Raw genomic sequence first — 24,434 nt, forward strand, 5'->3', positions numbered from 1 at the left:
TAAAGCCCCCTCTTAATAAACGTCGCGTTGGTAGCGTTTTTGTTGTTGATACTGCACTAATGTCTCTACTGCTTCCTCGCGAGAAATATTGCCTTGTTGTTCAATGATTTGTAGTAATGCCTCATGCACATCTTTCGCCATTGCTTTTTCGTCGCCACAAACATAAATGACAGCACCTTGCTGCAGCCATTCGTATACTTCTTGTGCATGTTCTAATAAACGATGTTGCACATAAATTTTTTGTGCTTGGTCACGAGAGAAGGCTACATCCATTTTCGTTAATGTGCCGTCTTGTAAATAATTTAGCCACTCTACTTGGTACAGGAAGTCATAAACGAAGCATTGGTCGCCGAAGAATAACCAAGATTTGCCCTCTGCACCTGTTTCTGCACGCTCCTCAACAAATGAACGGAACGGTGCAACGCCTGTGCCAGCACCAATCATAATAATCGGTGTATCTGCATCTTGTGGCAATTTAAAGTTTGGATTTTCCTTCGTGAAAATTGATACCGTATCGCCAATTTCTAGGCGTTCTGCAACTTGACCACTTGTAACGCCCGTACGCGCACGACCATTTGCCTCATACGCTACTTTGCCGATTGTTAAATGCACTTCATCCGGATTCGCTGTATAACTAGAGGCAATACTGTATAAACGGTGTGGAATTGCACGAAGCTGTTCAACGAATTGCTGTGGTGTCCAGTCAAATGGACCATACTCTGTCACAAAATCGATTAGGTCACGGCCGTAACTATATGCATGGAAATCACCTTCTAAAATCGGTGTAATGTCCGTTTTTGTAAACGCCGCTAGCTTTTGTACAAGCGGTTTTGACACAACCGTAATTTCAAGTGTATTCGTTAACGCTTCAAGTACAGTAACTGTCGTGTCTTGCACCGTTACTTGCGCTGTAGCATCAAAGCCTAAAACTTCTACTAATTGCGCCGCTAGTGCCGGGTCATTTTGTGGAATAATGCCGAGACTATCACCCGGTTCAAACGTTAAGCCTGAGCCTTCTAATGATAATTCGATATGATACGTTTCTTTATTTGAGCCATCCATGTTCAAATTGATTTTTTCTAAAATCTCAGCCTGGAATGGATTCTTTTTATTGTAGGTTGATGTTGGTGCCGGTGCTGTAACGGTCTGAGTGGCTACTTCCGTTTGGCCAGACTGCTTTAACAATGCTTGTTGTACAGTTGTAAGCCACGCTGCTGCATCATCCTCATAATCTACGTCACAGTCTACACGTGGTGCGATTGCTGTAGCGCCAAGCTCACTTAGACGTTGATCAAAGTCAGCACCCGTTTTACAGAAGAATTCATATGAGCTATCACCTAGTGCTAGCACAGCATAATTTAGCTGGTCTAGTTTCGGTGCGCGTTTACTATGCAAGAAATCATAGAAACCAATCGCATTATCTGGTGCTTCCCCTTCACCATGCGTACTCGCGATAATGAATAAATTATCCAGCTTTTTTAAATCTTTTGGCTTGAAATCGCTCATGGAAGCGACGTTAACATCTACTTGATTTTGTGCTAGTTCAGCACCAAAGCATTCCGCTAATTTTTGACTATTACCTGTTTGTGATGCATAAAGAATCGTTGCTGTAATCGTTTTAGGTTTGCTAACTTGCTGCAGACCTTCTAATACGGCTGTTGCCTGTGCTGCTACAGCCTGTGGTGCGCTTAAATAACCATTCAACCAAATTTTTTGATTATCTGTTAAATTTGGGAGTAGCTCATTTAATAGCTTCACCTGTTGCTCGGTAAATGGACTGTTTTCGACTTGTAAAACCATGAATAATCACCTCATTATTAATGTTGGTAGCATTGACTACCGCTTCATTTGTGCGCTCAACAAGTACGTCTAATACTTTGTTGCCATATCCTAAGCTTTCGCAAATAACGAGCTGTTGCTCGACTTCTGCCTCTGCAATTGTTTTTTCAATATGTTTGCGCAATAACCCTTGGAATAATAAATATGGAACGATAAAAATTTTCTTCGCTCGATTTTGTTGTAAATTTGCAACATAGTCTTCGAATTTTGGTCCATTGCCGTATAAAAAGGCAATATTGACATTGCGTACACCAAAAAACAACTTTAGACGTGTCGCAATTTCTGTAAAATCACGTAATACTGCTGGGTCGCTACTACCACGACCAATTAGCAATACTTCGGAATCTTCTGTTAATTTTTCATGTGATTCTTGAATACGTTGGAATAGTTGTAAAATCAACCGACGATCAATCCCAAAAGGCTTCCCATATGAAAAGCGTACATGCGGGAAACGGGCTTTTAGCGGCTCAATTGCATCGGGTATATCCTCTTTCGCGTGATTGGCAGTTAACAGTAAAATCGGGACAATCGCAATCGATGTAGCGCCCTGTGCAACACAGTTTGCTACGCCCTGCTCAATTGTCGGCTCCGCAAGCTCTAAAAAGCACATCTCCTGAATTGGCAGACGTATGCGCTTTTTCGCACGTTCAACGAATGCCCTCGCTTCCTCAATTCCTGCTGCTACCCTCGTTCCATGTGCTACATATAATACTGCTTGCATGCCTTTTCCTCCTTTACTTTAAAGCGGTTTGCAAAACGGACTGTTCATTAAACCAAGCAATCTTCTCGCGCATACGAACCACTTCCCCGACGATAATCATGCTTGGATTTTCAATGCCTTCTTCATCGACAATACGTTCAATTGTTTCTAATGTCCCTGTCACGGTGCGCTGCTTATCATATGTTCCCCAATGGATTAGCGCCACCGGTGTTTGTGGACTTTTGCCGAAGCGTCGTAATTGTGAAACGATATATGGTAAATTTTTTACACCCATATAAACGGCTAATGTTTCGATATTCACTAATGATTCCCATTTTAAATCATCATCTTTGCCTGCTTGGCGATGTCCCGTCACAATAGCAAAGCTGCCGCTTAAGTCACGATGCGTCACAGGAATACCTGCATACGCTGGTGCTGCGATACCTGATGTCACACCAGGTACAATTTCAAATGGAATGTTTTCGTCTGCTAGCACTGCTGCTTCTTCAGCACCACGGCCAAATACGAAAGGATCGCCACCTTTTAAACGTGTTACGACTTTACCTTCTTTCGCATAGCGTACGAGTGACTCATTAATATGTTCTTGAATCATCGCATGACGGTTTGGTAGTTTGCCACAAAACACAAGCTCTGCACCTGGTTTTGCATATGTTAATAGTTCTTCATTTAATAATCGGTCATATAAAATGACATCTGCTTCTTTAATTGCACGTAAGCCTTTTAACGTAATTAGTTCTACGTCACCAGGACCCGCGCCAACAATGTAAACTTTCGTCATAGCGATTGCTCCTTTTCTATGCTGCAATTATGTAAGTGAACAAAAAAAGCCCTCATTTCTCCCATGGTACATGATTACTATCACATCATAAGTAAAATAAGCGCCTCTAGTTGTCTAGTCAGCTGTTCGATTTTTAATTCCTAGTAAACATGTACAGATAATAAAATAAACTGTAAACAAAGTCAATAGCTAGGATTTATTTTTGCGTTTTACGTTGCTGTTGAAATCGCTGTTTTTCTACTCGATTAATTTGGACAATTACGCCGTCCTGAATTGTAATTTGTACTTCACCAAATTCAATTCCTTCAATTGCCTTTGCAATTGCTTCTAAACGCTCTGCATGTGTTGGTTGCGCCATGTTCGTGTCCTCCCCTTCAATCCTTAGTAAACGAATAGGTTTTAACAAGAATTGTTTCAATTCTATTCTGTAAGACAATAAATGTCAACTTTTTTTTGAGAATTAACAGAAAATTCATCAAAAAGCAGAGTAGTTTACATTTTTCTATATTGCTACGATAATAGAAGTGGAGGTGTTTACATAATGGATAAATTAGTTATTTTTGGCGCAACAGGTGGCGTAGGTCAGCATGCTGTCCGCCAAGCATTATCAGAGGAATATGAGGTTGTCGCATTCGTGCGCTCTCCTGAAAAATTAACGCTTGAGGATGAACATTTAACGGTCATTCAAGGAGATGCTTTTGACGCGGAGGCGGTCGCACAAGCAATTGAAGGCGCGGATATGGTTGTTTCTACACTTGGTACACCGAAGGATAGTGATATCGAAAATCCAATCTCTGTCATGGTGAAAAATATTATCGACGGCATGACTAAACACAATGTGAAACGCATTGTGTATACAGCGAGTGCGGGTGTCGATGGTGAAATTCAAGGTGAACGTGGTCAACAAGTGATGACGTATTTAAAACCGTATTTAATCGATCATAATAAATCAATTGACGCTATCAAAGAGGCCGGCTTAACATATACGATTATTCGTCCAATGGGCTTAACAAATGATGAGCCAAAACGTCGCTATGCGCTCTCTTATGATGATGTACCTGAAGCTGCACAATCAATTAGCCGTGATGATGTGGCAAATGCGGTTATCATGGCCATCCCAAATGCCAATTTCATGGGCCAATCAATCGCTGTTTTCAACATCTAATACATGAATCCACACTCCCTAGCATGGTATAGTGAAGCTATATTCATGCTAGGGAGGTTTTTTTATGACAACAGCTTGCGTTATTATTGATGTACAAGGAAAAATTTTATCGGTAATGAATGACCCCGCACAAACATCTGAAAATCTAGTAAAGCTCCTTACGGGTGTCCAAACACTTGGCATCCCGACCATTTTACTTGAGCAATACCCCGATGGTTTAGGTCCAACAGATGAAGCCATTCAAGCGGCTCTACCACATGTACAGGCTATTGCGAAAACATCGTTTAGTGCATATCAAAGCGAGGCATTTATTGCCGCACTTCAAGCAGTTGACGGTTTAGAGCGCATTATTTTATGTGGTATTGAAGCACATATTTGCGTTTATCAAACCGCGCGTGATTTACTGGAGGCTGGGTATATTGTTGAAGTTGTGGCAGATGCGGTCGATTCTCGCACAGCGGATAATAAACAAATCGGCATTGATCGGATGGCACAAGAGGGTGCGCTCATTACGAGCGTTGAAATGATTTTGTTTGATGTACTTGGTCATGCAAAGCATCCTCACTTTAAAACGATTAGTAAGTTAATTAAATAATAGAATAAAAAGATTCGGTTATTTCCGAATCTTTTTTTAATTTTAATACCAAGTTTACTTGTAGGAATAATATTGTATATGTTATACTGACGCTACAATCATTCGAAAAGGGGTTTTTCACATGGCATTACATCCAGGTTCCGTTGACTATATCGAGGCACATAAAGGCGTACAATATTACGAACAAACACCTGAAGAAGCACGCCGTGAGCGCGCACTCGCACCAAAATTTAGCGTGCAGGTTGCAGGTATTCAAACGATTGAGGATCGTGTAATCCCTGTACGTGACGGCGAAATTAATGTGCGAATTTATACACCTGAGGGCAAAGGTCCCTTCCCTGTCATTGTGTATTATCACGGGGGTGGATGGGTATTTGGTAGCCCCGAATATGCAGATGGCGGGTGCCGCTATTTAACTGCTGCAACACAGGCAGTTGTTGTAAGCGTTGATTACCGCTTAGCACCAGAATATCCTTTCCCTACACCTGTAAATGACGCCTATGATGCCCTTGTGTGGGTGCATGAGCATGCAGCGCAATTACATATTGACCAGGAGAATATTACCGTTAGCGGCGATAGTGCTGGTGGTAATTTGGCAGCAGTTGTTAGTGCATTAAGTGCCGATTATGATGGGCCACCGATTAAACAGCAGGCACTCATCTACCCAGTACTTGATACTGATTTCACTGTAGCAAGCTATAATACCTTTGGTGAAAACTATGGCTTAGATAAAGAAGGGATGATTTGGTTTACGGAGCAATATGTCGATGCTGTAAATCAGAAAAACTCACTCGTTGCACCACTTCAAGCGAAAAATTTTGCACAGCTACCACGTACACTATTAATTGCGGCACAATATGATGTGCTCGTAGATGAAGGAATTCGTTATATTGACAATCTTCAGCGAGCTGGTGTACCGGCACAACGCATTGAGCTTGAAGGACTCATTCATAGCTACTTTAGTAAAATTGAATTTTTCGATACTGAAACGAAAAAAACAGCCGAGCTAATTGCCAAATTTTTAACACCTTGTTAGTTAAAAGAGACCTGTATATATGCGGTCTCTTTTTTAGTGCAATTCTCACATTTCAATTGATATTGATTATCACTTTCATTTATAATAGAAGAAATTTGTTAAAGGGGGAATTTTTTCTATGTTAGGGATTTTGTTTTATGCTTACGGTGCGCCGCAATCAATTGATGATGTGCCCGCTTATTTTGAACACATTATCGGTCGTACACCACCCGCTCCCATGATGGAGAATGTTACACAGCAGTTTAAAGATTTACAAACAGCGGACCCAATCACGCTGTACGCACCACGCATCGCAGAAGCACTTGAAACGGTACTCAACCAAGACGGCGCGAACACGGTGCGTGTCTACAATGCCTATAAGCATACAGCACCATTTACCGATGATGCGATTCAAGCGGCACGTGCTGATGGCTGTACAGAGCTTTTAACGCTGACCGTCAATCCCATTTACTCTGCTTCAGGTGGCGGTAGCTTCCATGAAGAAGTAGCTGAAAAAGTAACAGATATGCCCGTTATACCACTGAAAAATTATTATGAAGCGGCATCCATTGTTGAAATGTATGCACGTCGTGTAAAAGCTGCCTATAATTTCTTACCACGTGAGGCAACGAAAAAAGTGTTTTATACTGTACATAGTCAAATTGTTGACCAAGAGCGTAATGCGCCATATGTTGCGGCTTTTGAAGCATTCGCGAAACTTGTATCCGAGAAGGCCGGTGTACCCGACTTTGAAGCGGTATATCGTAGCGGTCGTAAGGGCTGGTTAGACCCAGATGTGAAAGAGGCGATTCGCCGCGATACAGCTGCTGGCTTTGATGGCTTTGTGACATGTGAATTATTATCGATTGTTCCAGATATGGAGTCTTTCTTTGAAATCGGACGTGACTGCAAAGTATTATGCGAGGAATTACAAGTTGCTTTCGTCCAAAGTGAATTCATCGGCGATAGTTTTGATGGTATCATGGCACTTGCCAATGAAATTAAACAGCTTCATTATGCAAAAATTTAGATATTTCAAATAATTAAGTGGTACAATAAAGTGGAATTGATCGTAAAGGGGATTTTAAAATGTCAAAAGATAAAACAAATGTCGAGAGCTTCGACCTAGATCACACAAAAGTGCAAGCGCCCTACGTACGACTTGCTGGTACCAAAACGGGACAGCACGGCGATGTCGTAACGAAATACGACGTGCGCTTCAAGCAGCCAAATAAGGAACATATGGACATGCCTGCACTCCACTCACTTGAGCATTTAACAGCTGACCGTATTCGCAATCATTCGGACCAAATTATCGATTGGTCGCCAATGGGCTGTCAAACAGGCTTTTATGTATCACTCATTAACCACGATGATTATGAAGATGTATTAACAATTTTAGAAGCAACAATGAAAGATGTACTAGAAGCTGACAGTGTGCCTGCTTGTAATGAAGTTCAATGTGGCTGGGCAGCAAGCCATAGCTTAGAAGGCGCAAAACAATTAGCACAGCAATTTTTAGATAAACGCGATGAATGGACACAAGTATTTGCCACTGAATAACGAGCTATCAAAAAGCAGCACGCGCATAATCGCACGTGCTGCTTTTATTTATTTTGGACGTGCGCGTGTAAAAATATCGCCAAGCTTCGCATAATGATTACCTGCTAAACGGCTCACGGCTTGAAGCCCATACTCATCGACATAGCCTTTTTCCACATCATAATATGCTTCCTCTATATGAAAGCGCTCGACTTTTACGATAAATAAATCAAATGTCGGATATTCATCAAGTGTGACCGCTTTTTCAAGCGTACATTCCATACGAAACGGTGCCTCTAAAATTCCTGGTACATCGATTACCTCACTAGCTACTTCCGTTAAATTCGTCCGCGCAAGCTCACTGTCATTATAGGCTAAACTAGCGGCCGTTTCATTGACCATATCTACATTTTGCTCACTCGTTAAATGCACGACTAATTGCTTTGTCGCATAAATATTACGAGCCGTATCTTTTGGTTGCCCGTCTTTTCGTTGTACGGATATAGAGATTAGCGGCGGATTGGCTGATACAATATTGAAATAGCTAAATGGTGCCGCATTAACAATTCCCTCTGATGATTTTGTTGTTACAAAAGCAATGGGACGCGGAATAATGGCCCCTGTCATTAACTTATAATTTTCGCGTTCTGTACGCTCGTTTGGATTTATTGAAAGCATATCATCACTCCTTTATGTCAGCATAACAAAAAAGAAGAGAGACAGCTATTTAGTTGTCCCTCTTCATAATTTTTAAGATAGTTTTTGTAGTTCGCGGCGCAAGATTTTACCGGTTGCATTTTTCGGTAGCTCTTCTAAAAAGGCAACGCGACGTGGCACTTTATATTTTGCTAAATGCTCACGGCAATATGCGATTACTTCTTCTTCCGTCAAAGCATCCTCTGTTTTCACAACATACGCCATCACAATCTCTCCTTGCTCTGGGTCCGGCATCCCGACCGCAGCAGCCTCGGCGATTGCTAGATGCTCATATAATACCTCTTCTACTTCTCGTGGGTAAACATTGTACCCACCGACAATAATCACTTCTTTTTTGCGGTCGACAATGTAGAAATAGCCTTCTTCATCACGACGCGCAAGATCGCCCGTATGGAGCCATCCATCTTTTAGGGCCGCAGCTGTTGCATCTGGCATTTTATAATACCCTTTCATGACATTTGGTCCCTTCACGACAAGCTCCCCAACTTGTCCGACCGGTACATCATGACCATCTGGGTCCACAACACGATTTTCGACATTGACGATTGATAGACCAATTGAACCTGCTTTATTTGGTCGGTCAATTGGATTGAAGCACGTCACCGGAGAGGCTTCTGATAAGCCATAGCCTTCACGAATCTTCACATCATATTTCGCTTCAAAATCATGTAATAATGCGACTGGTAGTGATGACCCGCCTGAAATCCATAAACGAACACTTTGCATATCTTCCTTGGTCGCACCAGGGAATTGATATAAGAAATTAAACATCGTTGGCACGCCAGCAAACATTGTCGCATTATATTTTTTAATAATACGCGTCACTTCTGCTGGGCTAAACTGTGGCACAATAAGCAATGTCCCACCTTGAATAAGCGGTGCATTTAATGCCACTGTTAAGCAAAATACGTGGAACATCGGCAGTGTCGTTACAACGCGATCATCATGACGAATATCTAAATATTTCCCAACATCACTTGCGTTAGCATATAAATTATCATGCGTTAGCATCACACCTTTTGGCTTTCCTGTCGTGCCGGATGTGTATAAAATAATTGCCGTATCGTCACCGACTGTCTCGATATCTTCTAGTGGATGCGTTTGTTGCATAAATGACATAAACGGAATAAACTTTTCAGCCACTGGACTCGTCGCCCAGCTCGTATCCGGTGTTGTTTCACAAATGATATATGTTTCCGTATGCGTGCTATTCTCTAATTTTTCAATAACTGGCACGACACGGTCTAATGCAACAACCACACGTACATCGCCATCATTTAAAATGTATGAAATCTCATCCGCTGTGTAGATGGGATTAATCGGAATGACGGTAATGCCTGCACGGAATGCCCCATATAACGCCACGATATAATGCGGTGAATTCCCTAATAATAGCGCTATATGGTCCCCTTTTTGTAAACCTAGATGCTGAAGTCCTGCTGCAAAACGACTAATCTGTGCATCAAGCTCTTGATACGTCGTTCCTTGGTCCATAAAAACATACGCATGTTTATCCGCACACTCGCGGGCTGTTTCCGTAAAACGCGTTGATAAATTCATGTTTGTTCCCCCTTATATGGAATGAATGGCTATTCACATTCCATATTATAATCCAATTTACTAAAAAAGGAAAACAAAAAATATGTATTAAAGAGAATTTTTTTGATTATAAAAGAAAAAAACGAGAAATGCATAAAATGCAGTCCTCGTTTTTTATTATTTTTCAATTAACTGACGTTGATGCCATTCAAACGTGCGAAAGTCCGATACTAAGTATGTTTTTTCATGGATAGCACGCGCTTCTTTCGTCATGCGCGCTAAATCCTTCGCTAAGAAACGGGCGCTTAAATGATTTAACAGCAAGGTACCAACACCTGCTTGCTGCGCAACCGTTGCCGCCTCTATATTCGTCGAATGACCATATTGGCGTGCAAGCTTTGCTGTCGCATGGTCAAATGTCGATTCATGCACCAAGACATCCGCTTGCTGTGCTAATGCTAATGCATTGTCACATTGGCGTGTGTCGCCTAAAATGGTCACAATAAAGCCTGGCTGCGGCTCGCTTAAAACATCGACACTACGAACAGCGGTCCCGTCTTCTAGTACAATGTCTTGCCCAGCTTTTAAGCGGCCAAGTAGCGGCCCCTTTGGGACACCAAGTGCAGTTGCTTTTTTAATATCTAGTGCCCCTGCTAACGGCTTTTGCTCGATACGGTAGCCGAAGCAAGGGACTACGTGCTGTAGTGGCATCGCACGTACGATAAATTGCTCGTTTTCAAACACAATACCTTCCTCTACTTCAACAAATTCAAGCGGATAGGTTAAATGCGTGCCTGTGACATCATTTGTCATCTCTACCCATTCTTTCAATCCTTTTGGCCCGTAAATCGTTAGCGGTGTATCACCACCTAAGAAAGAGCGCGAGCCGATAAATCCTGGCAACCCATAAATATGGTCGCCATGTAAATGCGTCACAAAAATCTTATCAATTTTACGTGGCTTAATGGTCGTTTCTAAAATTTGATGCTGGGTTGCTTCGCCACAATCAAATAACCATATCGTTCCTAGTTCATCTAATAATTTCATAACGAGCGCACTTGTCTTACGCTCCTTTGAGGGCATTCCTGCACCTGTCCCTAAAAATTGTAGTTGCATTGTCGTTCCTACTTTCTATGATCATCTAAAAAATCTTTTGAAAAACTCGTTGGTGCATCATATGTCGATTTTTTCACACGTACACCACGCACAATAATATCTTGTCCAAATTTATCGCGTAATTCATTCATAATATTCATAACTGGCTCATCTCGCACATGGTCCGTAAATGTAAATAAATCGAGCTGTTCCATACGTTGCTGACGATTCTCGACCTGGCTAATACTGACGCCAACTAATCGTAGCGGCGCACCATTCCAGTGCTTGGTCGCGAGCTCTTTCGCCTCACGTGCAATATCATGCTGCTCATAAATTGCATTGACGAGCGTCTTACTACGTGTCGTCTGCTTCCAATCGGCGCTACGAAGCTGAATGGATATGGTTTTCCCTGCAAGATTTTTTGCTTGTAGGCGATTGGCTACACGCTGTGATAGCTGTGAAATCACGTCATTTAGCTTGCGCTCAGACAAAATATTTTCTGAAAGTGTTGTCGAATTACCAACAGATTTCGTATCATATATCGAAGTTGGGTCAACTGCACGATTGTCGATACCATATGCCTTTTCACGCATCCGTACACCATTTTTTCCAAACCAAGCACGCATATCTACTTCACTCGTAGCCGCTAAATCCCCAATTGTTTTAATATTGTGTGCCGCGAGCTTTTCTGCTGTACGCTTGCCAACGCCATGCATTTCAATAACTGGCTTAGGCCATAAAACAGCTTCAACTTGACGCTTTCGAAGTACGGTAATGCCCATCGGCTTTTTCATATCGGATGCCATTTTTGCTAAAAATTTATTTGGCGCAATGCCAATTGAACACGGCAAATCAAGCTCCTTTTTCAAGCGCTGTTGAATGTCCTCAGCAAGATTTAACGCATCTGCTCCGTGGACAATCGCCGTCACATCCATATAGCCTTCATCAATCGATACCGGCTCTACCAAATCCGTATACTCCCGTAGTATCGTAAACATCGCATTCGATGCGGCGCGGTACCGCTCAAAATTAGGCTTTAGCATAATCAATTCCGAGCATTGCTTACGCGCTTCTGTTACGCGCATCGTCGTATAAACCCCTCGTGCACGCGCTTCATAGGAACATGTCACAACAACTCCTCGCCGCTCTTTTGGGTCACCACCAACTGCAATCGGTTTGCCTTTTAGCGCTGGATTAATTGCTTGTTCAACCGATGCATAAAAACAGTTCATATCAATATGGAATAAAATGGCCATAGAGATTCCTCCCGAACTTTTGTTCTTATTTTTATTATAACATTTGAAACTGCTTCGGTGTAATATCATATGCTTCTTTGAATTTTTGAATAAAATAGCTTGCACTTGAAAAACCAATTTCTAGTGCAATATCCGTTACGGCTTCATCTGTATGCTGCAGTAATTCCCTACTTTTCTCTAAACGATACTTTAAAATATATTGAAAAGGAGTCATCTGAAGCGATTTCTTGAAGAGACGAATCGTTTCACTAGTGCTTAAATACACGACGCCCGCAAGTTCATCAAGCGTTAGCTTCTCCGTATAATGGATATGAATATACGCTAGTAGTTCTTTTAAGCGCTCATCAAATGCCGGCTTTGTCACGCCTTTTTCAGCATGTGTACAGAGCAAATGAGCGACTTTAACAAAATCATCGTAAATGGTAAATTCATCGTCGCTCGCCATTGCATGTGCGATGATGGCTAAACATTCCTGTTGCCATCCATCATCTGTTAGTAATACATATCCATGCTTTGGCCCACGTTGTTCAAAGCATTGACGTAAAAAACGCGGCAATAAATCTGGTTGAATATTCCAACAGCGGTATCTCGCGTCGTCCGTTAGCGCATACGCTTCATGCACAACGCCTGAATGAATCCACAAACCTTGACCCGCTTCAATCGTATGTACATCTCCTTGAACATGCATTTCGACACTGCCCGCTTCAACAATTTGCATTTGCCATTCATCATGCCAATGAAGTGGTATATAGCCTACGCTATTTGCGACAATCAACGTATTATAAACAATCGATGGAAATTCTGGGTTGTCATACAGTACTTGTTCCTGACCGAAAGGATTAATCGGAATATTACGTCGTTGCATGTTGCTCACCTCAATATCTTGATAGTTTTTGCGGATAAACCGCTATTTTTTCCGTTATCATTCCATTATAGTCGATATATCTTGATAGAAATAGGTGATAATGTGAGGAATCAACGATTTCTTGGTATCGTACTCGCGCTAATCGGCGCAAGCTTATGGGGATTAAATGGTACGGTGTCACAATATTTATTTCAGCATCAGCATGTCGATGTCAACTGGTTTGTGACCGCCCGCTTACTCGGGGCAGGTGTTATTTTACTCGGTTTACAATTAATTCGTAAAAAGCCGATTATGGCGGTTTGGCATTATAAGAAATTCGCGCTTCATTTAGTATTTTTTAGTATCGTTGGTATGCTTGGTGTGCAATATTCCTATATGGCGGCAATTGCGTACGGTAACTCTGCTGTCGCAACGCTACTACAATATACGGCACCCGTTTTTATTATCTTGTATTTAATTTTTTCTCGTCAGCAACCTTTTTTACGTATGGATGTTCTGATGATTATCGCTACACTTGTTGGCACATGGCTTTTGTTAACAGGTGGCTCTCTCGCTAATTTTTCGGTGCCGATGTCAGCCATTATTTGGGGCCTTATCTCGGCTGTAACGTTAGCATTTTATACACTGTATGCAAAAACGCTACTCGCGCATTTTTCAGCGCTTGTCGTTATCGGTTGGGCAATGCTCATTGCCGGCATTGGTATGAACTTTATTCATCCGATTTGGGCGGTCGGCACGATCGATTTTACATGGCAAACCAATATTGGCCTGTTCTTTACTATCTTCTTTGGTACAGCCATCGCATTTTGGTTTTTCTTCCAAAGCGTTGGATACTTATCGGCTAAAGAATCTACCTTACTCGGTACAGTAGAACCATTAATGGCGATTTTTAGTAGTATTATTTGGCTTGGTCTCGCATTTTCCGGTCTACAAATGCTCGGTGCGGCTTTAATTCTTGGCATTGTATTAATTATTTCATTAATGTCCAAATAAACTGTAACTTTTTGCTACACTTTCTCGTTAATTACTATATACTTAGTAACGAATGAGTTTTAGGAGGAGAAAGATGAAGAAGCTTGCATTAGCACTTGTCGCCATCGTTCTCGCTCTTGTTGTTTACAGTGTCGTATCAGCTACACAATCGACCGAAGAAGTGAAAAAAACTGTGCCAAAGAAACCAACAACACAAACGGTTTCTGTTACAGCCGATGACATTTCAAAAGGACAGCTTGTACTCATTAATGCCGATCATGAAGTCAATGACAAAGCAGTTCCGGAAGATTTAGTAACCTTATCGAAGCATCCAAAGCTTATTAAAAATTTTACAACAGCAGATGATTCGATTAAGATTTCTCGTGACATGCTAAGCGCTTTTCAGCAGATGATTCACGATGCGAAAAAAGACAATGTCACACACTTTGTTATCAATAGCAGCTATCGTTCGAAAAAGGTTCAAGCAGAACTTTACCGTACGAAAGGTGCAGACATTGCACTACCAGCCGGTGCGAGCGAACATAACTTAGGCTTATCAATGGATATTGGTTCAAGCCTTGGTTTAATGGAAAATGCAGAAGAAGGTAAATGGTTAGCAAAAAATGCCGCAAAATATGGCTTTATCTTGCGCTACCCTAGCGATAAAACGGATATTACAGGCATTCAATATGAAGCTTGGCATTTCCGTTATGTTGGCCTACCACATAGTTTAATTATGCAAAAGCGTGATTGGGTACTAGAAGAGTACATGAACTATTTGAAAAAGCATGACGCATTAAAAACAACAGTAAATGGCATGACGTATACGATTGAACATCATGATGTAAAAGCGACGGGCACAACAACAATTGAAGTGCCACTTGAACAAAGTTACACCGTTTCTGGCGATAACGATCAAGGAGTTATTTTAACTATTTGGAACCCACAAGAAGACCCACAACAACAAGAAGCGGCAAATCAAACAACGACGACAAAGAAACAACAATAAACGCATAAAAAACCCCAGAATCCGCTTCGTTTAGCGACTCCTGGGGTTTTATTTATAATATTTTTCCAAGTAGTTTGCGTTAAAAAATTAGTTTAGAGTTGTTGTTACGTTAACGATTGCTACTAATAAATCAGCTAATTTTTCTAATTCTTCTACTGGAATACGTTCGTTTGTTGTATGAATAAATTCATAACCAACCGCTAAGTTGACTGTTGGAATGCCGTAGCCTGCGATAACGTTTGCATCACTACCGCCACCTGATTGTGCTAATTTTGGTTCGCGACCGATAGCACGAGCTGCTTGTTGTGCAATTTGTACAACAACATCTTGCTCTGTGAAGCGGAAACCAGGGTACATATTTTTCACTTCTACCTCAGCAGCGCCGCCCATTTCTTTAGCTGCCTCTTCAAAAGCAGCTTTCATTGATGCCGCTTGTGCTTCTACTTTGTCTTGATCCAATGAACGACATTCTGCTAATACCGTTGCTTCGTCCGCCACGATATTTGTTGCTTTACCACCTTCAAAGCGACCGATATTTGCTGTTGTATCGCTATCGATACGACCAAGTTTCATACGTGCAACGGCTTTAGCTGCAATTGTAATTGCTGAAATGCCTTTTTCTGGTTCAACACCAGCATGTGCTGTTTTACCTTTTAATGTGGCAAAGATTTTTGTTTGGTACGGTGCTGCGACAACAATTTCACCAATTTTGCCATCTGAATCAACTGCAAAGCCATATTTTGCATAGACTTTTTCATGGTCTAAGAATTTCGCGCCTTCAAGGCCTGATTCTTCACCAGCTGTAATGACATATTGAATGTCACCATGTGCGATTTTTTGTTCTTGAATGCGACGTGCAAGCTCGATTAATGCAGCAAGACCTGCTTTATCATCAGCACCTAAAATCGTTGTGCCATCTGAATAGATATAGCCGTCTTCTTTAATAATTGGTTTAATTCCAACGCCTGGAACAACAGTGTCCATATGAGCTGTGAAGTAAATCGCATCAATGCCCTCTGTATTGCCTTTTAATGTCGCGATAATATTACCTGATGCATGGCCGTTTTTCGTATCGGCATCATCTACATAAACATCAAATCCTAGCTCTTTTAAAATGTTTTGTAATACAGGTGAAATTTTTTCTTCATGATACGTTTCTGAATCAATTTGTACTAATTCTAAAAATTGTTCTACGATTCGACTATTCAATGGTAAGACTCCTTTATATTCAACCTAACATGTCCTGTTAGGCTTGTAGCTATGCTACGTTTCCACGTATCACTATACCACAAAATCCCTATTTTCGTTACTTTTCGCGCCCCATTAAGCGGTTTTTGCTGAGCGCATTTTTAATAATGGCGGTGCATTTCATCATGCCACCGTCTTGTTTACTTTTTTGACGTGTATAATCTTTTGCTAGCGCATGTAAAAATTGACGAACGCGTGGTGAGTCCTTGCCTTCTTCGATTTGATGTTCAAAGCAATAATCGTTAAAGAATAAGTTTAAATAGCGCTGATTATTCGCAAAAATGAGCGGCTCTTTTTCACCATATAAGCGCGCATTTTCCTCATTGATAAAATCAATAATGCCTAGGACCGTTGCCGTTGCTCCTTCGTAAAGGGATAAGTAATTACGCAGTCCCTCTTCAAGCGTACATTGTAGGTGATAGACGCGAATCGCCTGTAATGCACGTTCAATATCTACATTCGGGATATAAATATATTTCATGCCCATAATGTGAATATTTTGCTGTTCTTCAACTATCGATTGATTATGCATTAATAACTGATAAATTTGGTCAAATTGCTCATAGGATAATAGCGCATAGGCATCTAAAAAGCGCGCGACATCCCCTTGAATATCTTGACTAATTTCTTGCATTTCTTGCGCTAATAAGAAATTATTAAATGTTGTTAACTGTTGTTTTTCTACCGGTAATAGCGTAGGCATTAATAATTTCGTTTCACGAATAAAGCGCATACCCGATAGCTCGACATCGCCTTCATGGAAATAAAAAGCACGTGGTTGACGCGATTCTATTTCTTCTAATGTCATATGTACGTCTGTGATGTCTTCTTGAATGTGATTGTAAATATCAATGGCCACACGTGAGAAAATAAATGTCAGATTACTGCCTTCAAATGGACAGCTTTCATCTTGATAATGTTTATAATAAAAGAACACAATCGTTTGAAAAAAGTCATAGGCATTGCCTAGTGGGACTTTTGTAAACTGTGCAAAAAACTCAATGGCACGTGCATTAAGTGCTCGCTGCTCCTTCGTCTTACCATCTAGCAATTCATTGTAAAAATGAATCGTTTCGATGACATCGATATATGGCTTATCAACGCGAATATCAATATAGCGATGATCGAGCTCAATTGCGATAGCATGTCCTTCTCGTTCAAGCGTTACTTGAGGCTCTTCTTCTTGTAAACGTTTTTGTTTATTCCAAAAGCTCATCCATGCACCTCCTGTTGTCATTCCTTCATTCATCTTTTTCTATTATACAAAATAATACAGTACCTGCCCTCGTTTAATTATATAAAATCATGACTTTTTTCTGTAGCGGGTACTAAGCCACCGCCTGTTGCCCATACGAGATGTTGTGCTGTCGGATAACGTGATGCTAGTAAAACAGCACCTTCAAAACCTGCTGCTGCGGACGGTTCCACATAAATGCGTTCAGTTGTCCATAGTAGCTGCTGTAGCTCGCGCAGTCGGGTATCTGACACTGTTAGCACCCCATCTAGTAGCGGCTCCATTAAACGGCCTACAAAGCGCGATGCACGTCCAACAGCTAAACCATCTGCAATCGTTTGATTTGTTAGGCCAATATCTTCTACACAAATAGCGTCATGCTTGCCTGTAGCCATACCAAGCAACATACAAGGCGATTCGACCGGCTCGACCATAAAACATTTCACCGCTGCGCCAAATTGTGCCTTCAAACCATAAATAACGCCACCTGGCCCGCCACCGACACCGCATGGAATATAGACGACAAGTGGTGTCGCTGTAGTTGGCTTTTGTGGCAATTGATTCGCGAGCCGACGTGCAGCAACAGCATAGCCTGCAAATAATTGCTGCGAGTTTTCATCATCGATAAAATGACTATATGTGTCGTCCTCTGCTTGCTTGCGCCCTGTTTCAACTGCTACGCTATAATCGCCTGCATGCTCGACGACTTGAACACCTTTTTCTTGCAGCATATCCTTCTTCCACTGCTTAGCATCATGTGACATATGTACAACAACTCGAAAACCTAGCTTCGCACTCATCATACCAATCGATAAGCCAAGATTACCTGTTGATCCGACAACAATCGTATGGTTTGATAGCTCATCAATGATTGCTTGCTCTGCAAAAAGCGTATACGAATCTTTTGTCGTAAGTAGTCCTGCTTGTAGCGCAATGGACTCGGCAAGTACCAATACTTCATATATACCCCCGCGTGCCTTAATAGAACCACTTACCGGTAAAATATCATCACGTTTTACGAAAAGAGATGCTTTAAACTGGTGTCCGAGCTGCTCGAGCGACGCAAGTGGTGACTCAATGATGCCATTTGTCGCGCTTGTTTCCGGAAAAGCGAGCATAAAATACGGCGCAAAACGCTGTAATCTTCGCTCTGCCTCATCAATTAATGCGGCATCAAATAAAAATGTCGTTGGCTGCTGTTCCACTTGTGGATTGTCCCAAATGACTTGCTGCCGTTGCTGTAATTGTTCAATAATTGTCATAAAACCCCTCCTACTAGTTAGTATACGAAATTTTAATACGCATGTCCTTTTTTACCATATAGACTAGCGAGCTAAATGTTTTATTAGTTAAATAAAAAAACATCGAACCTACTAAGAGGCTCGATGTTTTACGGCGATTCGACTTATAGTGGAATATTGCCGTGTTTTTTCGCTGGACGATCTTCTTTTTTGTTGCGTAACATTTCAAGTGATTGCATTAACTTAATACGTGTATCACGTGGATCAATCACGTCATCTACTAAGCCGTAGCTCGCTGCAACGTAAGGATTTGCGAATTTTTCTTTGTATTCTTCGATTTTTTGAGCGCGCAATGCTTCTGGGTCCGCTGATTTCGCGATTTCACTCGCATGGATAATGTTTGCGGCACCTGCTGCACCCATAACAGCGATTTCAGCGTTTGGCCAAGCGAATACCATATCTGCACCGATTGCTTTTGAGTTCAGTGCCACATATGCACCACCGTAAGCTTTACGCAGAATAACAGTAATTTTTGGTACAGTTGCTTCTGAATATGCATAAAGGATTTTCGCACCGTGACGAATAATACCGCCATGCTCTTGTTTAACGCCTGGGAAGAAACCAGATACGTCTTCAAATGTGATGATTGGCACATTGTAGGCGTCACAAGTACGTACAAAGCGTGCTAATTTATCAGATGAATCGATATCTAAACCGCCTGCTAGTACTTTTGGTTGGTTACATACAAGACCTACTGATTCACCATCGATGCGTGCAAAGCCGACTACGATGTTTTTCGCGAAGTCTTTTTGTACTTCCATAAATGTACCTGGGTCAGCTACTTGTTCAACCACTTTACGTACATCATATGCCTTTGTTTGATCCGTTGGTACGATATCTAAAAGCTCTGGACGTTCGTGGTCTTTTTCATTAAATTCAACACGTGGTGCTTTCTCTGTGTTGTTTTGTGGTAAGTAGCTTAATAATTGCTTGATTTGGTCGATTGCTTCTTGTTCGCCAGGAGCTCGGAAGTGAGCATTACCGCTTACTGCATTATGTACTTTCGAACCGCCAAGACCTTCAGCAGAAATTTTTTCACCCGTTACGGTTTCAATAACTTTTGGACCTGTGATAAACATTTGAGATGTTTTATCAACCATTAAGATAAAGTCTGTGATGGCTGGAGAGTACACTGCACCACCAGCACATGGTCCCATAATTACGGAAATCTGAGGAATCACACCTGAGAAGATTGAGTTGCGGTAGAATACTTTACCGTAACCATCAAGTGATAATACGCCTTCTTGAATACGTGCGCCACCTGAATCGTTAATGCCGATGAATGGTGCGCCATTTTTCGCTGCTAAATCCATTACATTCGCAATTTTGTTGGCGTGCATTTCACCAAGAGCGCCACCAAATACTGTGAAGTCTTGAGAGAATAAATAAACTGGACGGCCGTTTACTTTACCATAACCTGTTACAACACCATCGCCAGGGCCCTCTAAGCCTTGCATACCGAAGTCTACTGTACGGTGTTGTACGAATGGATTGATTTCTACGAAAGTACCTTCGTCTAGTAATAAATCAATACGTTCGCGAGCTGTTAATTTACCTTTAGCATGTTGTTTTTCAATGCGGGCGTCACCGCCACCCATTTCGATTGTGCGTTTTTTATCATATAATTCATTAATTTTATCATACATATCCATAGTTTCTGATTGCTCCTTTTCTTAGCCTCGATCTACTAATTCATAAAGAACACCGAAAGATGATTTCGGGTGAATAAACACTACTTTTGCGCCGCCAGCACCAATTTTAGGTTGTTCTGAAAGGAGGCGTGCACCTTCTGCTTTCATACGTTCCATTTCTTGTTCAATGCCTTTGACTTTTAATGCAATATGGTGAATTCCTTCGCCACGTTTTTCTAGATAGCCGTGAATCGCAGATGACTCAGAAAGCGGTTCCAATAACTCGATATGCGTATTGCCGCCATCAAGAAAAGCAACCTTCACTTGTTCTGATTCTACTTCTTCGACTTTCTCCAAGTTCATGCCTAACACATCAGTGTAATATGCAATACGCTCGTCAATATTTCGAACGGCGATGCCAATGTGATCTACATTCTCCACGAGTCCCCAACTCCTTTTTGTTGTATAACACAAGTGTAACGAATTTCTTTAAAATCCTCTACTGAACCCCTTCATTTGAAAATTGATAGAAAATTTTAAATCATACAAATGTATATCCTTATGTTAGCTTAATTCTAAAAAAAATCTAGTTTTATCGTAAAAAAGAGCATTTTTTGTTTTTTATGCACTATTTTAGAGCCATGTTTTTGCAACATAGCAACCACATGTGCAAATTTTCAGTTTTTTTAATCTGTACTATAACTATTTTCAATCGTTTCTCAAAAGATTTTTTATTTACATTATTTATTATTATTTTCAACTACTTCTTTTCAACAATTAAACTTTGCGAATAAAATAAAGATTTGGTACACTATGGTCAACAGAGTGAAGGAGTCGACGTTATGAGCAATAAGAAATTCCAAAAAGCGGTTATCATTTTAATGGCTGTCATTATGGTCGTATCTACCGTTGCATTCGGTTTAACGATGTTACTGTAATCATTCAAACCCCGCTACTACAAAACACTGGGCCAATAACATCCTATCCCCAGCAAAAAAACATGAGCATAACAAAAGAAGGAACCGCCAACGCGCGGTTCCTTCTTTTTTGTGTGAGCTGATAATCAAACGATTCACTCTTAATTAAAAACAGGTTTGCCCTTTTTAATTTTTAAGCCTTTAAAATTTTGCTTGATTGATAAATATTGATCCATTTCCTCAAGGAATTGATACAGGGAGGCCATCGCTACAAACTCTTCATGCGTTTGTGGCAGTGGTAGCTCCTGAAATTCTTTCTTCACTTGAGATAATTTTCCACGATATTTTACAGCCGTATTCCCTGAGTGCACATTATTCGATAAATCATCCATAAATTCGGCAATCACATGTGCTTGTGTCACAATTGTTGGCAGATTGGTGATTTTCGGCAAAATACGCTCAATAATTTCAAGCTGCTGCTCTCGAATATCAAAATAGCGATAAAACAAGTTTTCTTTACGTGTGATGTGATTTTCAACATCTTGGTAGGCAAGGGATTTCCCTTTATTGACTGCCTCTGTAGCAAGCAATAACTCACGCCCATTCCAATTCGTATCCCCTTCACGTAAATATTTAGCAATTTCACTAAAAATCGCACTATAATTTTTTTCAATTTCGATACGATACGTATTTAATTCGCGCTCAATATCTGGCATTTGCATATTCACAAGGAAGCCAACCCCAAACCCAACAAGCATAATGAGTAATTCATTTTCAAGCAGTGCCAGTGTAAAATGCTGTTCATTAAAAATATGCAATAAAATAACGGATGATGACACAAAACCGGGCGTTACTTTTAGCATTACCAAAATAGGTAATAGAAATAGCACGAGAAGTCCTAAAACCAATGCGTGATAGCCTAGAAACGTAAAGAACACATAACTCATCGCGAGCACGAGGAATGAGGCAACAATGCGCGTATAAATCGCATGAATTGATTTACGTTTCGTTGTTTGAATACTTAAGATTGTTAAAATACCTGCGCTCGTATAGTATTCTAAATTTAAAAAAGCAGCGAGCCAAATGGCAAGTGCGACGCCAACTGCTGTTTTGACAGTCCGAAATCCTATTTTAAACTTTCTCATAATCTACCCCTCCTGCATTCAAAATGGCTTCAAACGCACAAAAACCGCGCCTATGCACGGTTTCTGAATTTCGCTCATAATTACATTTCTTCGCAATAATCTTCGAAGTAGCCTTGTAAGTTTGTCACAACATTTACAGGGTCGTGACCTTCGATTTCATGACGAGGAATTTCAGCAACGACTTGACCATCTTTCATTAAGACAAACGATGGAGATGATGGGATATGGTCCTCACCAAATAGCATACGTGCCATTGCTGTTGCTTCTTTATCTTGACCCGCGAAAACTGTCACAAAGTGATCAGGACGTTTTGGGTAGTTTTGTGAATAAACAGCTGCTGGACGTGCGATACCGCCTGCGCAACCACATACTGAGTTCACCATAAATAATGTTGTTCCCGGTTGTTTTGCTGCTTCGTCCACTTCTTCTGCTGTGCGTAATTCTGTATAACCATTCTCCGTTAACTCTGAACGGCATTGATTAATCATTGATTGATATAATAAATCGTATTCCATTGCCATATTAATTAGCCCCTTTCACTATCTTCATCTTACTATAACAGCCTCTGCACTCGATTTCAAAGGTTCCTACTTGGAATGAGTGTGGTTCTTATTATTTTTATCGTAAAATACCATTGCGACAATAAATAGCGTCATGACAATGAACACAAGTGCCGCATAATGTGGCTGATAACCGTATACCGGATAGCTTACGAAGAGCCCGAGTAATGAGACGACAGCAATCACGGTTAAAATTTTGGCGACATCATGAAATTGCATATGTTTTTTTGTTGTCATCCTTCAAAACTCCTTTAAATTTCTATAAGTGCCTTTATTTTAACATGCTCAAATTCACTTGAAAATGAATGTTTTTTAATTTTTTAAATATTACGAGAATTATTCGAAAATTAAAGGCTTCTACGTTATAATGAACATAAGGTGCATGCACCGATGATTTTGGAATAGAAAGGATGAATCTTATGCAAACACGTATTGAAACGATTGCCGACGAAGTGCTTCGCGGCTTAAACGTTTATGAAGGAAGAATCGCTGATATTTCAGAGCAGTGGCAAGAGCTTGCGGATGTATTAGACGATTATGAAGTAAACACGGATGTACTCTATGGTGTTTGCATTTCATTTACCGAAGATGGCATCGATTATTTAGCAGCTGTCAAAGAGGAAAATATGCCAAAAGAGGTAGAATCAATTGCGGTGCCGATTCCAAGTGGACGCTATCTTGTAGGTACCATTCATCAGCTCAACGAAATTGAGCCGACATTCCAGGCACTCCATAGCCATCAAGACTATACGCATCGCCCAGGTATTAGTTTTGAAAAATACATCGGCAAGAACTTAGACCATATTGAAATTTGGGTCCCCGTTGAATAACGGCCCTAGATAAGGAACAGGCATACTATATGCCTGTTTTTTTACGGTATAAAAGCCGCAATAGAACCTAGTAGGCATGAAAACGTCCTCTAAAAAAAGGAGGGCTTCCGCGTGAAAAAAATAATGCCGATCATCGGCGTACTTTGTTTAGGTATTGCCTTATTTCTGTCTTCCTACGCCTCTGAAACGAGGCCAGATGCCATTCATATGAAACAAATTACGCTAGATAAAGATACGCTAAGTATAAAAGCAAATTATACCGACAACAGCGCGCATTTCAAGCGCTACACGTATCATATCGATGGTGATACGCTCTATATCGAAATACAATCGTCGCATTTCGTTGGTGCGGACACCATCGACTTTACACTGAAGGATAAAAAATTAAAAACCATCCACACCGTTTATTTAAAAGATAAGACAAACGAGAAAAAAATTTATGCCAAATAAAAAGAGCTTC

The 24,434-nt window shown here is 40.9% G+C and carries 26 protein-coding genes and 1 pseudogene; 10 read left to right on the top strand and 17 right to left on the bottom strand.

Going from position 1 to position 24,434, the window contains the following annotated elements; genetic code table 11:
* Window positions 1-12 precede the first annotated feature (12 nt).
* The 4 genes from QI30_RS07000 to QI30_RS07015 all read right to left on the bottom strand — a co-directional run bounded on the left by QI30_RS07000 (window position 13) and on the right by QI30_RS07015 (window position 3,696).
* Window positions 13-1,800, bottom strand: a complete 1,788-nt coding sequence (locus QI30_RS07000; RefSeq protein ID WP_126990216.1) for an assimilatory sulfite reductase (NADPH) flavoprotein subunit — start codon at window positions 1,798-1,800, stop codon at window positions 13-15.
* On the bottom strand, window positions 1,742-2,560 hold the full coding sequence (locus tag QI30_RS07005) for a sirohydrochlorin chelatase (protein WP_126990217.1): 819 nt from the start codon (window positions 2,558-2,560) through the stop codon (window positions 1,742-1,744). The genes QI30_RS07000 and QI30_RS07005 overlap by 59 nt, the downstream gene beginning before the upstream one ends.
* 13 nt (window positions 2,561-2,573) lie before the next feature.
* Window positions 2,574-3,338: a uroporphyrinogen-III C-methyltransferase gene (gene cobA / locus QI30_RS07010; RefSeq protein WP_126990218.1), complete on the bottom strand. Its 765-nt coding sequence runs from the start codon at window positions 3,336-3,338 to the stop codon at window positions 2,574-2,576.
* A gap of 196 nt (window positions 3,339-3,534) precedes the next feature.
* Window positions 3,535-3,696, bottom strand: a complete 162-nt coding sequence (locus tag QI30_RS07015) for a YezD family protein (protein WP_126990219.1) — start codon at window positions 3,694-3,696, stop codon at window positions 3,535-3,537.
* A gap of 183 nt (window positions 3,697-3,879) precedes the next feature.
* Between QI30_RS07015 and QI30_RS07020 the strand changes: the two genes are divergently transcribed.
* From QI30_RS07020 to QI30_RS07040, 5 genes are all read left to right on the top strand, one after another.
* Window positions 3,880-4,503, top strand: a complete 624-nt coding sequence (locus tag QI30_RS07020) for an NAD(P)-dependent oxidoreductase (protein WP_126990220.1) — start codon at window positions 3,880-3,882, stop codon at window positions 4,501-4,503.
* A 64-nt stretch (window positions 4,504-4,567) separates the two neighbouring features.
* Window positions 4,568-5,098, top strand: a complete 531-nt coding sequence (locus tag QI30_RS07025; RefSeq protein ID WP_126990221.1) for an isochorismatase family protein — start codon at window positions 4,568-4,570, stop codon at window positions 5,096-5,098.
* A gap of 121 nt (window positions 5,099-5,219) precedes the next feature.
* Window positions 5,220-6,134: an alpha/beta hydrolase gene (locus QI30_RS07030; RefSeq protein WP_126990222.1), complete on the top strand. Its 915-nt coding sequence runs from the start codon at window positions 5,220-5,222 to the stop codon at window positions 6,132-6,134.
* A 118-nt stretch (window positions 6,135-6,252) separates the two neighbouring features.
* Window positions 6,253-7,143, top strand: coding sequence for a ferrochelatase (locus tag QI30_RS07035; RefSeq protein ID WP_126990223.1), 891 nt, complete (start codon window positions 6,253-6,255; stop codon window positions 7,141-7,143).
* A gap of 59 nt (window positions 7,144-7,202) precedes the next feature.
* Window positions 7,203-7,676, top strand: a complete 474-nt coding sequence (locus QI30_RS07040) for an S-ribosylhomocysteine lyase (protein WP_126990224.1) — start codon at window positions 7,203-7,205, stop codon at window positions 7,674-7,676.
* 48 nt (window positions 7,677-7,724) lie between these two features.
* Here the strand turns inward: QI30_RS07040 and QI30_RS07045 are convergent, their stop codons facing one another.
* The 5 genes from QI30_RS07045 to QI30_RS07065 form a co-directional block, all read right to left on the bottom strand.
* Window positions 7,725-8,333 carry a flavin reductase family protein gene (locus QI30_RS07045; RefSeq protein ID WP_126990225.1) on the bottom strand — a complete coding sequence of 203 codons (609 nt, stop codon included), beginning with the start codon at window positions 8,331-8,333 and terminating at the stop codon, window positions 7,725-7,727.
* Window positions 8,334-8,405: 72 nt separating this feature from the next.
* Complete coding sequence (locus QI30_RS07050; RefSeq protein WP_126990226.1) at window positions 8,406-9,932, bottom strand: fatty acid--CoA ligase family protein; 1,527 nt, start codon at window positions 9,930-9,932, stop codon at window positions 8,406-8,408.
* A 156-nt stretch (window positions 9,933-10,088) separates the two neighbouring features.
* A complete protein-coding gene (gene rnz, locus QI30_RS07055) occupies window positions 10,089-11,027 on the bottom strand; it encodes a ribonuclease Z (RefSeq protein WP_126990227.1) in 939 nt (312 codons plus the stop codon).
* An 8-nt stretch (window positions 11,028-11,035) separates the two neighbouring features.
* Complete coding sequence (locus QI30_RS07060) at window positions 11,036-12,262, bottom strand: DNA polymerase IV (protein ID WP_126990228.1); 1,227 nt, start codon at window positions 12,260-12,262, stop codon at window positions 11,036-11,038.
* Between the two features lie 34 nt (window positions 12,263-12,296).
* Window positions 12,297-13,127 carry a helix-turn-helix transcriptional regulator gene (locus QI30_RS07065; protein WP_126990229.1) on the bottom strand — a complete coding sequence of 277 codons (831 nt, stop codon included), beginning with the start codon at window positions 13,125-13,127 and terminating at the stop codon, window positions 12,297-12,299.
* A gap of 102 nt (window positions 13,128-13,229) precedes the next feature.
* Here QI30_RS07065 and QI30_RS07070 point away from each other — a divergent pair, with 102 nt between their 5' ends.
* Window positions 13,230-14,120 (top strand): DMT family transporter, encoded by an 891-nt coding sequence (locus QI30_RS07070; protein WP_126990230.1) that lies wholly within the window; start codon window positions 13,230-13,232, stop codon window positions 14,118-14,120.
* Window positions 14,121-14,193: 73 nt separating this feature from the next.
* A pseudogene (locus QI30_RS07075) lies at window positions 14,194-14,886 on the top strand (D-alanyl-D-alanine carboxypeptidase family protein); the annotation flags it as partial.
* Window positions 14,887-15,195: 309 nt separating this feature from the next.
* Here the strand turns inward: QI30_RS07075 and QI30_RS07080 are convergent.
* The 5 genes from QI30_RS07080 to mce all read right to left on the bottom strand — a co-directional run bounded on the left by QI30_RS07080 (window position 15,196) and on the right by mce (window position 20,963).
* Window positions 15,196-16,317 (bottom strand): M20/M25/M40 family metallo-hydrolase, encoded by a 1,122-nt coding sequence (locus QI30_RS07080; protein WP_126990232.1) that lies wholly within the window; start codon window positions 16,315-16,317, stop codon window positions 15,196-15,198.
* A gap of 97 nt (window positions 16,318-16,414) precedes the next feature.
* On the bottom strand, window positions 16,415-17,572 hold the full coding sequence (locus tag QI30_RS07085; RefSeq protein WP_126990233.1) for a hypothetical protein: 1,158 nt from the start codon (window positions 17,570-17,572) through the stop codon (window positions 16,415-16,417).
* Between the two features lie 77 nt (window positions 17,573-17,649).
* Entirely contained in the window at window positions 17,650-18,852 is a 1,203-nt protein-coding gene (locus tag QI30_RS07090; RefSeq protein WP_126990234.1) for a D-serine ammonia-lyase, read from the bottom strand.
* Window positions 18,853-18,995: 143 nt separating this feature from the next.
* Window positions 18,996-20,543 (bottom strand): acyl-CoA carboxylase subunit beta, encoded by a 1,548-nt coding sequence (locus QI30_RS07095; RefSeq protein WP_126990235.1) that lies wholly within the window; start codon window positions 20,541-20,543, stop codon window positions 18,996-18,998.
* A 21-nt stretch (window positions 20,544-20,564) separates the two neighbouring features.
* Window positions 20,565-20,963 (bottom strand): methylmalonyl-CoA epimerase, encoded by a 399-nt coding sequence (gene mce / locus QI30_RS07100; RefSeq protein ID WP_126990236.1) that lies wholly within the window; start codon window positions 20,961-20,963, stop codon window positions 20,565-20,567.
* Window positions 20,964-21,364: 401 nt separating this feature from the next.
* On the opposite strand from mce, the gene prli42 reads away from it, so the two are divergent.
* A complete protein-coding gene (gene prli42, locus QI30_RS20365; RefSeq protein WP_158620982.1) occupies window positions 21,365-21,460 on the top strand; it encodes a stressosome-associated protein Prli42 in 96 nt (31 codons plus the stop codon).
* 140 nt (window positions 21,461-21,600) lie between these two features.
* On the opposite strand, the gene QI30_RS07105 is transcribed toward prli42, so the two are convergent.
* The 3 genes from QI30_RS07105 to QI30_RS07115 form a co-directional block, all read right to left on the bottom strand.
* On the bottom strand, window positions 21,601-22,584 hold the full coding sequence (locus QI30_RS07105) for an aromatic acid exporter family protein (RefSeq protein WP_126990237.1): 984 nt from the start codon (window positions 22,582-22,584) through the stop codon (window positions 21,601-21,603).
* Between the two features lie 80 nt (window positions 22,585-22,664).
* Window positions 22,665-23,105, bottom strand: coding sequence for a BrxA/BrxB family bacilliredoxin (locus tag QI30_RS07110; protein ID WP_126990238.1), 441 nt, complete (start codon window positions 23,103-23,105; stop codon window positions 22,665-22,667).
* A 66-nt stretch (window positions 23,106-23,171) separates the two neighbouring features.
* Window positions 23,172-23,381, bottom strand: a complete 210-nt coding sequence (locus QI30_RS07115) for a hypothetical protein (RefSeq protein ID WP_126990239.1) — start codon at window positions 23,379-23,381, stop codon at window positions 23,172-23,174.
* Window positions 23,382-23,563: 182 nt separating this feature from the next.
* Between QI30_RS07115 and QI30_RS07120 the strand changes: the two genes are divergently transcribed.
* Window positions 23,564-23,974, top strand: a complete 411-nt coding sequence (locus QI30_RS07120; protein ID WP_126990240.1) for a GyrI-like domain-containing protein — start codon at window positions 23,564-23,566, stop codon at window positions 23,972-23,974.
* 111 nt (window positions 23,975-24,085) lie between these two features.
* The gene (locus QI30_RS07125) at window positions 24,086-24,424 is read left to right on the top strand and encodes a hypothetical protein (protein WP_126990241.1); all 339 of its coding nucleotides are present in this window, start codon (window positions 24,086-24,088) and stop codon (window positions 24,422-24,424) included.
* Window positions 24,425-24,434: the final 10 nt, after the last annotated feature.

This window comes from Candidatus Kurthia intestinigallinarum (assembly GCF_003991225.1).
In the GTDB taxonomy this organism is placed as follows: Bacteria; Bacillota; Bacilli; order Bacillales_A; family Planococcaceae; genus Kurthia; species Kurthia populi.

Bases quoted from the DNA above. Each gene is read 5' to 3' on its own strand.
- QI30_RS07065 (WP_126990229.1), bottom strand. From the start codon at position 13,127: ATGCAACGACGTAATATTCCGATTAATCCTTTCGGTCAGGAACAAGTA.
- QI30_RS07030 (WP_126990222.1), top strand. From the start codon at position 5,220: ATGGCATTACATCCAGGTTCCGTTGACTATATCGAGGCACATAAAGGC.
- QI30_RS07060 (WP_126990228.1), bottom strand. From the start codon at position 12,262: ATGGCCATTTTATTCCATATTGATATGAACTGTTTTTATGCATCGGTT.
- prli42 (WP_158620982.1), top strand. From the start codon at position 21,365: ATGAGCAATAAGAAATTCCAAAAAGCGGTTATCATTTTAATGGCTGTC.
- QI30_RS07045 (WP_126990225.1), bottom strand. From the start codon at position 8,333: ATGCTTTCAATAAATCCAAACGAGCGTACAGAACGCGAAAATTATAAG.
- rnz (WP_126990227.1), bottom strand. From the start codon at position 11,027: ATGCAACTACAATTTTTAGGGACAGGTGCAGGAATGCCCTCAAAGGAG.
- QI30_RS07105 (WP_126990237.1), bottom strand. From the start codon at position 22,584: ATGAGAAAGTTTAAAATAGGATTTCGGACTGTCAAAACAGCAGTTGGC.
- QI30_RS07115 (WP_126990239.1), bottom strand. From the start codon at position 23,381: ATGACAACAAAAAAACATATGCAATTTCATGATGTCGCCAAAATTTTA.
- QI30_RS07050 (WP_126990226.1), bottom strand. From the start codon at position 9,932: ATGAATTTATCAACGCGTTTTACGGAAACAGCCCGCGAGTGTGCGGAT.
- QI30_RS07120 (WP_126990240.1), top strand. From the start codon at position 23,564: ATGCAAACACGTATTGAAACGATTGCCGACGAAGTGCTTCGCGGCTTA.
- QI30_RS07035 (WP_126990223.1), top strand. From the start codon at position 6,253: ATGTTAGGGATTTTGTTTTATGCTTACGGTGCGCCGCAATCAATTGAT.
- cobA (WP_126990218.1), bottom strand. From the start codon at position 3,338: ATGACGAAAGTTTACATTGTTGGCGCGGGTCCTGGTGACGTAGAACTA.
- QI30_RS07085 (WP_126990233.1), bottom strand. From the start codon at position 17,572: ATGAGCTTTTGGAATAAACAAAAACGTTTACAAGAAGAAGAGCCTCAA.
- QI30_RS07040 (WP_126990224.1), top strand. From the start codon at position 7,203: ATGTCAAAAGATAAAACAAATGTCGAGAGCTTCGACCTAGATCACACA.
- QI30_RS07095 (WP_126990235.1), bottom strand. From the start codon at position 20,543: ATGGATATGTATGATAAAATTAATGAATTATATGATAAAAAACGCACA.
- QI30_RS07110 (WP_126990238.1), bottom strand. From the start codon at position 23,105: ATGGCAATGGAATACGATTTATTATATCAATCAATGATTAATCAATGC.
- QI30_RS07025 (WP_126990221.1), top strand. From the start codon at position 4,568: ATGACAACAGCTTGCGTTATTATTGATGTACAAGGAAAAATTTTATCG.
- QI30_RS07020 (WP_126990220.1), top strand. From the start codon at position 3,880: ATGGATAAATTAGTTATTTTTGGCGCAACAGGTGGCGTAGGTCAGCAT.
- QI30_RS07005 (WP_126990217.1), bottom strand. From the start codon at position 2,560: ATGCAAGCAGTATTATATGTAGCACATGGAACGAGGGTAGCAGCAGGA.
- QI30_RS07015 (WP_126990219.1), bottom strand. From the start codon at position 3,696: ATGGCGCAACCAACACATGCAGAGCGTTTAGAAGCAATTGCAAAGGCA.
- QI30_RS07090 (WP_126990234.1), bottom strand. From the start codon at position 18,852: ATGACAATTATTGAACAATTACAGCAACGGCAGCAAGTCATTTGGGAC.
- QI30_RS07000 (WP_126990216.1), bottom strand. From the start codon at position 1,800: ATGGTTTTACAAGTCGAAAACAGTCCATTTACCGAGCAACAGGTGAAG.